The organism is Ginsengibacter hankyongi (genome assembly GCF_008710285.1).
GTDB lineage: Bacteria > Bacteroidota > Bacteroidia > Chitinophagales > Chitinophagaceae > Ginsengibacter > Ginsengibacter hankyongi.
Genome location: NZ_VYQF01000008.1, coordinates 21,402 through 32,647 on the forward strand (window position 1 = coordinate 21,402; position 11,246 = coordinate 32,647).

The 11,246-nt window shown below is 37.0% G+C and carries 10 protein-coding genes; 6 read left to right on the forward strand and 4 right to left on the reverse strand.

Annotated features, from left to right (window positions below; translation table 11 throughout):
- The first annotated feature begins 17 nt into the window (after nt 1-17).
- The 3 genes from FW778_RS18825 (at nt 18) to FW778_RS18835 (ending at nt 4,957) form a co-directional block, all read left to right on the forward strand.
- Complete coding sequence (locus FW778_RS18825; RefSeq protein ID WP_202552348.1) at nt 18-1,979, forward strand: SusD/RagB family nutrient-binding outer membrane lipoprotein; 1,962 nt, start codon at nt 18-20, stop codon at nt 1,977-1,979.
- A 334-nt stretch (nt 1,980-2,313) separates the two neighbouring features.
- Nucleotides 2,314-4,167 carry a glycoside hydrolase family 35 protein gene (locus tag FW778_RS18830; protein ID WP_150416412.1) on the forward strand — a complete coding sequence of 618 codons (1,854 nt, stop codon included), beginning with the start codon at nt 2,314-2,316 and terminating at the stop codon, nt 4,165-4,167.
- A 238-nt stretch (nt 4,168-4,405) separates the two neighbouring features.
- Nucleotides 4,406-4,957: a ferritin gene (locus tag FW778_RS18835; protein ID WP_150416413.1), complete on the forward strand. Its 552-nt coding sequence runs from the start codon at nt 4,406-4,408 to the stop codon at nt 4,955-4,957.
- 85 nt (nt 4,958-5,042) lie between these two features.
- On the opposite strand, the gene FW778_RS18840 is transcribed toward FW778_RS18835, so the two are convergent.
- Entirely contained in the window at nt 5,043-5,966 is a 924-nt protein-coding gene (locus tag FW778_RS18840) for a hypothetical protein (protein ID WP_150416414.1), read from the reverse strand.
- 114 nt (nt 5,967-6,080) lie between these two features.
- On the opposite strand from FW778_RS18840, the gene FW778_RS18845 reads away from it, so the two are divergent.
- The 3 genes from FW778_RS18845 (at nt 6,081) to FW778_RS18855 (ending at nt 8,516) form a co-directional block, all read left to right on the forward strand.
- Nucleotides 6,081-6,401, forward strand: coding sequence for a hypothetical protein (locus tag FW778_RS18845; RefSeq protein ID WP_150416415.1), 321 nt, complete (start codon nt 6,081-6,083; stop codon nt 6,399-6,401).
- A gap of 41 nt (nt 6,402-6,442) precedes the next feature.
- Nucleotides 6,443-6,952 (forward strand): FKBP-type peptidyl-prolyl cis-trans isomerase, encoded by a 510-nt coding sequence (locus tag FW778_RS18850; protein WP_150416416.1) that lies wholly within the window; start codon nt 6,443-6,445, stop codon nt 6,950-6,952.
- A gap of 136 nt (nt 6,953-7,088) precedes the next feature.
- Nucleotides 7,089-8,516, forward strand: a complete 1,428-nt coding sequence (locus FW778_RS18855; protein ID WP_150416417.1) for an L-serine ammonia-lyase — start codon at nt 7,089-7,091, stop codon at nt 8,514-8,516.
- A gap of 38 nt (nt 8,517-8,554) precedes the next feature.
- On the opposite strand, the gene smpB is transcribed toward FW778_RS18855, so the two are convergent.
- From smpB to FW778_RS18870, 3 genes are all read right to left on the reverse strand, one after another.
- Nucleotides 8,555-9,055, reverse strand: coding sequence for an SsrA-binding protein SmpB (gene smpB / locus FW778_RS18860; protein WP_317132388.1), 501 nt, complete (start codon nt 9,053-9,055; stop codon nt 8,555-8,557).
- Between the two features lie 7 nt (nt 9,056-9,062).
- Nucleotides 9,063-9,974, reverse strand: coding sequence for an acetyl-CoA carboxylase, carboxyltransferase subunit beta (gene accD, locus FW778_RS18865; protein WP_150416418.1), 912 nt, complete (start codon nt 9,972-9,974; stop codon nt 9,063-9,065).
- Nucleotides 9,975-10,067: 93 nt separating this feature from the next.
- Complete coding sequence (locus FW778_RS18870) at nt 10,068-11,123, reverse strand: class I fructose-bisphosphate aldolase (RefSeq protein WP_150416419.1); 1,056 nt, start codon at nt 11,121-11,123, stop codon at nt 10,068-10,070.
- Nucleotides 11,124-11,246: the final 123 nt, after the last annotated feature.

The following is an 11,246-nucleotide window of genomic DNA, read 5'->3' on the forward strand; positions in this document are numbered from 1 at the left end:
AAAAAAAATTCAAAGCAATGAACCACATAATTAAAAAATCAGCTTTATATATAACAGTGATTCTGTTATTTACAGCCTGTAAGAAAATTACAGACATCAATACAAATCCTACTGCCGCCAGTGCCGAACAGGTGCAAGTGGAATATTTTATCGATAATTCCATTGTTCATGCACAAATGAATCCCGGAGTTTCAGAAAGAGCGTTTATACTTTACTGGGCAGCGGCAGGCCACCAGGTAAGTGATGCAGATGGTGCAACTTTTTCCTGGGGCAGTTACAGCGATGAATGGATTGGTGAATATTACGATAATCAATCAGGTGCACTTAATACTATTAATAGCGCCATTGATGTAGCCAAACAGCAAATTACGGCTGGAACACAAAAAGAGTACACTAATAATCTTATGCAGGTTGCACGCATTTGGCGCACTTATTTGCTGAGTGAAATGAGTGATAATTTCGGTTCAATGCCCACAAGCGCTTTCCAGGGGAAAAACCCGGAATTTAAGGATGTAAAATCCGTTTATTATTATATGCTTGATGAATTAAAGGATGCAACCTCTAAATTAGATCTTTCGATAGCAGCAGTGCCATCAGATGTAAGCAAAGAAGATCCTGCATATTCATTTGATTTTGCAAAATGGCAGGCTTATGGCAACTCTTTGCGTCTTCGCTTAGCTATGCGCTTGTCAGAAGTTGATCCATCAAAAGCACAGGCAGAATTTGAAGATGCTGCCAAGGGACCTTTACTTACAGATAAATCACAAATGTTCCAGATAAAGGAAAAACCGGGATGGGATGACCTTTCGGGCATGTATACACGCTGTTGGTTCCAGGCACCGGAAGCAGTTACTTTTAATAACCTGGTTGTAAACCTTGGAGGCGTTACAACACAGTCACAAATTCCGTCTGTAATCAGTGATCCTGCAGGCCAGGCGGACGCGATTGCAAACATTAAGCCCGCTGACTATGCAGGTCAATACTTTCCTGTTCAGCTTACTACAAAAACAAACAATCCATTTTCTGCTTATTGGTTAAACGGATTACCCAATACTATCGATCCAAGGGCTTATCAGATTTTTTACATGCCGGGCAACAGTAGCGACCCTTCATTTCCCAGCGGAACCTGCGGAGCTGTTAATTCAAATACTGTAGGCAATGTAAAAGATGTAAATAATAATGTGATAAAAACAATTGATGGTAAATATACCTGGAACCCAACACCAGATGGTAACTGGGGTACAAAAGGCGACTGGCACAATACGCTTTTTCAGGGGGTGGATATTGGCAGCGCTACAAGTATGGCACCATCTCTGAAAAATCAGTTCAGAACACAAACAGCTGAGCGGGTATTTTTTGGCCCGTGGGAAACATATTTCCTTCTAGCTGAAGGTGCAGTGAGAGGATGGACATCACCAGTGGATGCTCGAACTGCTTATGAAACAGGCATTGCCAAAAGTTTTGAATATTGGGGAACCTCCAGCTATTTGGCAACTTACTTAGCTTCTACAGATTATAACAGGGACGGCACATCAGTAAGTTGGAACCATACTACTGAACCTGGAAATACTCATATGATGAATTTTGTAGATGGTTTGACAGGAACACCAGGAACAGTTTCGATAAATTATCCTGTAAATAATTTGTATAAAAATGGTACTGTAAAAAATGATCATCTTACCAAGATCATTACTCAAAAATTTATTGCTCAAACTCCCTGGTTGCCTTTGGAAACTTGGAGCGACCACAGGAGACTTGGATTGCCGTTTTTTGAAAACGTGGTACTGGAAGGTCCGATACAAACTCTGCCTGCACTTACTGGTTCTAATTATATGACCAGCAATGTACAGTTCTTTCCGCAACGCATGAAATATCCGTCAGGGTTGCAAAACAGTAATGTTGCAGGTTATAACCAGGCAGTTAGCGAGTTGGGTGGCGCTGATGAAGTTCTGACTCCATTATGGTGGGCTCAACATTAATAGAGTTAAAAATGATAAAATATTTCTCATAAACTAGGCATTGTTAGTAAGGCTCTTATTTCTATAGGAGCCTTTTTTTATGCAGTAAACTTTACTTTGTTTCTTTTTAAGCCACCAGGATGCTACACTAACGGTATCGCGTAAATGACATTTTAAATATATATATTCCTTAAATATGTTTTAAAATGAAACAATCATGCAAAACCATTATCGTGATTAAAAAATACGCAATCGGTTGCGTTCATTTTTCCATAACGATTTTATTATGTTTGATGAATTACCAATATTTCTATTTTTTAAATTTGGTTGCATCGTGCAGTTCACCAGGTTATTTATGAAGAAACTACTTTTTTTAACCGTTTTCCTTTTAACAATAATGAATTGTTTTTCCCAGCAAAAGCACTCATTTGAAATAAAAGACGGATCGTTCATATATGACGGAAGAGCTATTCAAATCCACAGTGGAGAAATGCATTTTGCCAGGGTTCCAAAACAGTACTGGCGCCATCGTTTGCAAATGATAAAGGCAATGGGGCTAAATACGGTAGCTACTTATGTATTTTGGAACTATCATGAAACAGCACCCGGTGTATGGGATTTTAAAACAGGAAATAAAAATATACGCGAGTTTATAAAAACCGCACAGGAAGTGGGTCTAATGGTAATTTTAAGACCAGGTCCTTATGCATGTGCTGAGTGGGAATTTGGCGGGTACCCGTGGTGGTTAGTAAAAGAAAAAGCACTGGTAATACGTTCTTATAACAAGGCATTTTTAGATTCCTGTAAAACTTATATTAATAAGCTGGCTCAACAGGTAAAAGATTTACAAATGACCAAAGGCGGGCCGATAATTATGGTCCAGGCGGAAAACGAATTTGGTTCTTATGTGGCACAGCGTAAAGATATTTCCTTGAAAGACCATAAAGCATATAGTGCTGCCATTAAACAAGAATTAATTGACGCAGGTTTTAGTGTTCCCTTATTTACGTCCGATGGAAGCTCGTTGTTTAATGGCGGTACTATTGCAGGTGCTTTACCCACGGCTAACGGAGAAGACAATATTGAAACTTTAAAGAAAGTGGTTAATGAATATCATGATGGAAAAGGACCCTACATGGTTGCTGAATTTTATCCCGGCTGGTTGGATCATTGGGCTGAGCCTTTTCAAAAAGTGTCCACTCAAAATGTAATTGCACAAACTGAAAAATATTTAAAAGCTGGTGTATCATTTAGTTTTTATATGATACACGGGGGGACCAATTTTGGTTTTACAAGCGGAGCTAATTACAATGGAGAGCACAATATCCAACCGGACATAACGAGTTATGATTATGATGCACCTATAAATGAAGCAGGATGGGAAACACCCAAGTACAAAGCATTGCGACAGTTGTTTCAACAATATGTTTCGTACAAAATTCCGTCCGTACCCGCCCCGATACCCGTTATATCAATTTCATCAATTCAATTAAATAAAGCGGTTGATCTGTTTGATTTTAAGGAAAAAATTATTCCTGTTGAAAGTGATACGCCACAAACATTCGAATCAATAAACCATGGTTATGGCTATGTATTGTATTCTAAAAAAATTGAAAAACCAATAAAAGGAAAATTAAGGATTGATGGACTGAGAGATTATGCGACCATTTTTGTAAATGGCAAAAAGGTTGCAACACTTAATCGTGTTTTTAATAATTATTCCTGTGACATCAACTTACCTCTGAATGCCACATTATCAATTTTGGTTGAGAACATGGGAAGGATAAATTACGGGGCTGAGATTGTTCACAATTTGAAGGGAATTATCAGTCCCGTTTTAATTGATTCCGCTGAATTGAAAGGTAACTGGAAAATGTATAGGTTACCTATGAATGCAGAGCCAGATTTACACTCTTTTAAAAACAGGTATGTTAAAAGCCATCCTGTTATTTACAGTGGATCTTTTAGTTTGATAAAAACAGGAGATACGTTCTTAGATATGAGATCCTGGGAGAAAGGAATTGTTTTTGTAAATGGTCAAAACTTAGGCAGGTACTGGAATGCAGGTCCGCAGCAAACTTTATATCTCCCTGGTTGCTGGTTACATAAAGGGAGAAATATTATTACCATCTTTGAACAGGAAAATAATGAGGAGCATACGGCAATAAGTGCAATTGCAACACCAATATTGGACGAACTAAGAAAATAAATTAGTTAATTGCCAAATTAAAAATAGCTGGATAGAATACTTTCGTCCAAGCGTGAAAAAGATGCCGAAAGACGGTACTCCTTAATTAGAACAGATTATTTATGATCCGCACTTTATTACAAGTTCAGTTTATTTTATATACCTTTTTTTGACAGGATTATTCAAAAGCATTTTTGAAAAAAGATTCTTTTGTAAATTCCTTAATTTCGTTAAGTAGTATAATACAAAATATAATAAAATGAATACAAATCGCCTGAGTGAAACATTGCGTTCCGCCCTAAACACACAAATGACCAGGGAAGCTTATGCCTCGCAAATCTATTTGTCTTACGGTTCCTGGGCAGCAACCCAGGGCTACGATGGAATTTCCAATTTTCTTTTTCGCCATGCAAATGAAGAACGTACTCACATGATGAAAATACTTGAATACATTATAGAACGAGGAGCGAAGGTAAACGTGGAAGCAATCGAAGCGCCTCCTGCAGATCCGCAAAGCGTACAGGATTGTTTTGAAAAAACATTTGCCCATGAAATAGACAATACCAACGGAATTTACAAAATTGTGAAAATGAGTCATGATGAGGGCGACTGGGCCACCTGGAATTTTATGCAGTGGTTTGTGAAAGAACAAACTGAAGAAGAAACGATGGTTATGAATATGCTCGACAAATTAAAAATTGCCGGCGGAGAAAAAGCTTCAGGAGAAGCATTGTATTCACTCGACAGGGATATGAAAACAACTCCTGACGATGCTGACCTGGCACAGGATAAAACCGTCGAGAGCCCTTAGGTTAATAAGATATTATTCGTGTAACCTTTAACGTTATACAGCAGCTAACGCCGAAGCATAGCTTATAAATTCAATGCTAAACTAATTACTTAATTTCTATATGAGCTTTGCCCCTGTAGTAGAATTTATTCAGTGAATCAAGTACTCGTGTTGTGTCAGAAAGGGGCAGCATGAAGGGATGAGCAACTTTATAAGTTATAGAATCTTCAGTATAAACGATAACTTTTCTTCCATAATTTTTTAGGTGCTGAAGCAATGCCAATGCAACATCTTTGCTTTGTGTTTCTCTTATAACTACTTTAAAAGTAAAACTATCTGCAGGATTCTTTTGGAGGTTGGCAAGGCTATCTGTTATTTTCTGAACACGTGCCAACGAATCTTTTCTAAGTTGTTCAACTGTATCTATCGTATCTTTTATTGGAACAATATTTTCAGTACTGCCAGCAGGCTCGGTACTATTTTTCTTAAAGCCGTAATTCCATGCCGCCCACGAGCCAAATCCTACTAGGATTATTATAATAACAACAAATAATGTTTTGCCATTATTTGAAGCCGGCTCTCTTTGATAATCATTGAATAAATTTTCTTCGTGCTTTTCTGCGCCTTCATCTTCAATCTTAGCTTTAGGAACTTCTACTCTTTGAATGAGTGGCCCGGGCTTAAATTCAAGTACTCCTGATTTTACTTTTTCGAGTGTACCCAGGTTTTGTATAGTAAAAGGTTTTCCTATATTTAAAAACTGCCTGCCTAAAGTTAAAAACGAATCCAGGTCAGCAGAAGCCAGCGGTTTTATCTTTTTTGTGTTCTGAACTATAAAATCTATAAGATCATTATCTTCTTTAACTTTTGGATCATATATAAATGATATGGCTTCCGCTGGAATTATAACTGGTTTATCATTTTCAGTAGTTTCAGGAATTGCGCCATCAATTTTAAAAGTTCCAATTCCCTGTAAAGAAATTTGTTTGTGCTTTAATAAATAGAGTACAAGAGCCTGCTCAATTTTCACAGTTATATTTTTAATGAAAGCAAACCTACATTTTATTGACCGAATTCCAAAAAATGCAGGACTGGTTTCATATCGTTCATTTTTTTACAGGAGTTTTACTTGGTAAATTTGCGAATGCTTACAAAAGATGAATTACTATTTTTAGAATATTGGGAAAAAAACAGGGATAAAGAAAACGGATTTTTACGACAGCTATTGGTTGGACTTCCTATGGGCCTTGTGTTTTCACTTCCGGTATTACTTGCTGTCATCTTTCATGGATGGTATAAAAACATGATTTACATTTCTAACTCGCAACTTATAGTAATCATCATTACCGTTTTAATTGTTGCTGTTTTCTTTTCAATATTTCGTGGCAAGTTTAAATGGGAGTATAATGAACAACTATACAAAGAGTTAAAATTTAAAGAGAGAAAAGATAATGCAGCAATTTAATAAATTTTATGCTCTTTATTTGCAAACAAAATTATTAAACGATGATTAAAAAAACGCTCTCTGGTTTGTTTATGGCTTCGATTATTTTTGCTAGCTGTGTAAAAAATAGTACTAAATGTAATTACTCTGATTCTAATGTAACTGCTCCTGATAGTGAGATACAAAGTTTAAAAGACTCTCTATTTTCTCATAACATTACAGATGCAACATTAAACCCTATTGGATTTTATTACAAGATCGATAATGCCGGGTCAGGCAACGCCGTTGCCAACCTCTGCACGAACATTAGTGTTAGTTATAAAGGAACTTATTTTAATGGCGTTTCATTCGATTCTACCGCCGCTAATCAATCCGCGACATTTCAATTGGGGCAGGTTATTGTAGGCTGGCAAAAAGGTATTCCATTGGTAAGTAAGGGTGGTGTAATTAGCTTGTATATTCCTCCTACACTTGCTTATGGGCCTAATCCGGTAAAAGATAATGCCGGAAATGTACTGGTTCCCGGTAACTCGTACCTTGTATTTAAAGTTCATGTTGAAGACATACAATAGTTTATAGTTTTATTATAAAATACTTTTTAAGGCTTTGATGGTATCATCAAGGCCTTTTATATTTATTACTAATGCTGATATTAAACTCGATTTTTCGCATATCCTTTTACATAACTTTGGTGTATAAATTTTTTATGTGAGCCACGAAGCGATTTCTGTTTTTGATATGTTTAAAATAGGAGTAGGTCCATCCAGCAGCCATACACTAGGCCCCTGGCGTGCAGCTAGTCTTTTTTTACATTCATTACAACACAAAGATTTATTACATAAGGTAACGAGGCTGGAAGTACTACTTTATGGATCACTTGCAAAAACGGGAAAGGGCCACGGTACCGATATTGCTGTGCAACTGGGTTTATGTGGAGAAGATCCCGTAACATTTGATGTAAATATGATTGATGCTAAAATAAATGATATTAATGCAATGAAAAAATTGTTACTGGATGGTAAATACGAAATTGATTTCGAGCCCGAAGAAGACATAGAGTTTTTATATACCGAAACATTGCCTTATCACCCCAATGCACTTACATTTTTAGCTGTACTTGATAATGATGAACATATAGCTGAAACCTATTATTCAGTTGGTGGAGGTTTTGTTCATAAAGAAGGGGCACAATTGAATGATGATAGTAATGTTACACTTCCATTTCCCATTAATGATGCCGGAGATTTGTTGCATTGGTGTATGAAAACAGGCATGAGTATAAGTGAGGTGGTAATGGAAAATGAAATTACCTGGCGGACTGAAAAGGAAACACGGTTAAGGCTACTCGAGATATGGAATGTTATGAAACAATCTATTTTCCTGGGATGCCATATGCAGGGTTTACTACCGGGCGGGTTAAATGTGAAAAGAAGAGCGGCGGCTTTAAATAAAAAATTATTGAAAGATAAAACTTATAATGATTTTGAATCGTGGATAAAAATAATAAAAGAAGGAGGGAATGATTTTAAATATACACTCGATTGGGTAAGTTGTTTTGCACTGGCAGTTAATGAACAAAATGCTTCATTTGGAAGAGTTGTAACAGCGCCTACTAACGGCGCTGCAGGTGTTATACCTGCAGTGCTTACTTACTATATTATTTTTTGTGATGGAAATGATGATAATAAGATCATCCAGTTTTTATTAACCGCTTCTGAAGTAGGAAGTATTTTTAAAAAAGGCGCAACAATATCAGCGGCAATGGGTGGCTGCCAGGCAGAAATTGGTGTGTCATCTTCTATGGCTGCTGCGGCCTTAACTGAATGTTTTGGTGGCACACAAAGACAAGCTTTAATGGCTGCTGAGATTGCAATGGAACATCACCTCGGCATGACTTGCGATCCTATAAATGGGCTCGTACAAATACCCTGCATTGAAAGGAATACAATGGGGGCCATAAAAGCTATAACCGCTTGCCAGCTTGCGTTACAGAGCGCACCGGATTATGCAAAAGTTAGCCTCGATAATGTTATTAAAACCATGTGGAATACGGCTTTAGATATGAATAATAAATATAAGGAAACCTCCGATGGTGGATTGGCGATTAATGTACCATTGAGTTTGAGTGAGTGTTAAATATCTATTGCTTCTGCGTTTAGCCTTTAGAGTTATATTTAAACCCCATACTTCCTTTTAATGTCTCTGTCGCTTTCTCTTTCTTTAATGGTTTCCCTCTTATCGTAGATCTTTTTCCCTTTTCCTAAACCTATTTCCATTTTTGCAAATCCATTTTCTGCAATAAAAATTTTTAATGGAATAATAGAATAACCTTTCTCTTTTATTTTGCCTTCAAGCTTGCGCAATTCTTTTTTATGCAATAATAATTTGCGCTCCTGCATCGGCTCATGATTATAATGGGTGCCAAAATTATATTCGGAAATATGAAGGCTTTTTACAAACAATTCACCTTTATTAAAAATGCAATAGCTGTCATTGAAACTTGCTTTGCCCGCACGAAGCGATTTAATTTCAGTACCGCTCAATACCATACCTGCAATATATTTTGCTTCAATATTGTATTCGTAATATGCTTTGCGGTTACTAATATCCATGTGAATGGTGAGTAGTGAAAGCGAGTAGTCAATGGAGCCGATTCGCAACTCACAACTGACCATTCGCGATCTAGTTACGAAACAATGTCAACAACTGTGTCAACTTATCTTTAAGTTCTTTCCTGGCAACGATAAAATCGAGGAAACCATGTTCCAGCAAAAATTCGCTGCGTTGAAATCCTGGTGGCAGATCTTTCTTAATAGTTTCTTTTATAACACGCGGACCGGCAAATCCAATAAGGGCACCCGGTTCGGCCATAATAATGTCTCCAAGCATAGCAAACGAAGCTGTGGTTCCACCGAATGTGGGGTCGGTACACAAAGAGATGTAAGGAATTTTTGCATCAGACATTTTAGATAAACCTCCCGATGTTTTTGCTAATTGCATTAACGAAAAAGCGCTTTCCATCATACGGGCCCCGCCACTTTTATTAATAATCATAAACGGGATTTTATGTTCAATGCAATAATCACATGCCCTTACAATTTTTTCGCCCATCACGCTTCCAAGGCTTCCTCCAATAAATTCAAAATCCATACAGGCAATAACCATATCCATAGCGCTTATTTTTCCATGCGCTACTGTAATAGAATCATGAATGGAGGATTTTGCATAGGTTTCTTTTAACCTTTGTGCATAAGGTTTCAAATCAACAAAGCCTAAATAATCTTTTGATTTTATATTGGCATAAAGTTCCTGGTAACTATCATTATCAAAAATAATTTCAAAATATTCTGCGCTTCCAATACGATGATGGTAATCACACTTTGGACATACAAATAGATTTTCCCTTAATTCTGAAACAGTGCAGGTATAACGGCAAGCTGGGCATTTGGTCCATAAGCCATCCGGAGCTTCTTTTTTATCTTTTGTTGAAGTGGTTATTCCTTTTTTTATTCTTCTAAACCACCTTCGTTTGGTTTCTTCAGTATCTCCTTCTTCACCCGCAAGGTTTGCATCAAAATCTTCTTCCTGTTTCATAAAAAAGTCATTAAGTCATTACTCATTGAGTCATTAAATTCCAGATCATCTATACATTTCAATGACCATTGACTTAATGACCTTTACATTGAACTATGCAATCGTTATGCTATTATCCAAATAAACATCCTGTGTTGCCAATAATAATTCCACACCTTCCTTATACGGTTTTTGAAAAGCCTTTCTTCCCAATATAAGACCAGTTCCACCGGCACGTTTGTTAACGACTGCTGTTTGAACCGATTCAGCTAAATCAGTTGCGCCTTTGCTTTCGCCGCCACTATTTATTAAACCAATTTTTCCGCTATAGCAATTTAATACCTGGTAGCGGCAAAGATCAATCGGGTGGTCTGTGCTTAATTTTTCATAAACTAATTTAGAAGTTTTTCCAAACTTTACTGCATTATATCCGCCATTATTTGTGGGCATTTTCTGTTTAATAATATCTGCCTGAATTGTTACTCCAAGGTGATTGGCCTGTCCTGTAAGATCGGCAGAAGTATGATAGTCCACGTCACCAACTTTAAAAGCATTGTTTCGTGTGTAACACCAAAGAATGGTGGCCATTCCCAGTTCATGCGCCAACTCAAAAGCCTGGCTTACTTCCTGCAACTGGCGCGTGCTTTCCTGGCTGCCCCAGTAAATAGTTGCACCAACAGCTACAGCGCCCATATTATAAGCACTTTTTACAGTGCCATACATTACTTCATCAAATTTATTCGGATAGGTTAATAATTCATTATGGTTAATTTTTACAATGAAAGGAATTTTATGCGCATACTTTCTGCTTAAAATACCCAGCACACCAAAAGTGGAAGCAACTCCGTTGCAACCGCCATCGATAGCAAGTTTTACAATATTTTCAGGATCGAAATACATTGGATTGGGAGAAAAAGATGCGCCGGCACTATGTTCTACACCCTGGTCAACCGGAAAGATTGAACAGTAGCCGGTATTGGCAAGGCGGCCATGGCCCATCAGCATTTGCAAACTTTGCACAACCCGGTTATTGCGGTTGCTGTTCACAAAAATCTCGTCAATATAATTTGGAGAGGGTAGTGTAAGCGTTGATTTGTCAATAATACACTTGTGATTTAATAAATCATCGGCTTTATCGCCTAATAATTCTGAAATTTTTTTAGAAGACATTACAATTTTTTTTTAAATGTATGCAAACCTACATGAAAATGATAAAAACACAATACACTTCAATTTTTTGTAATCACAATTAAAAATTTAAATGAATAATTGAATTTTATCAATCAATCTTTA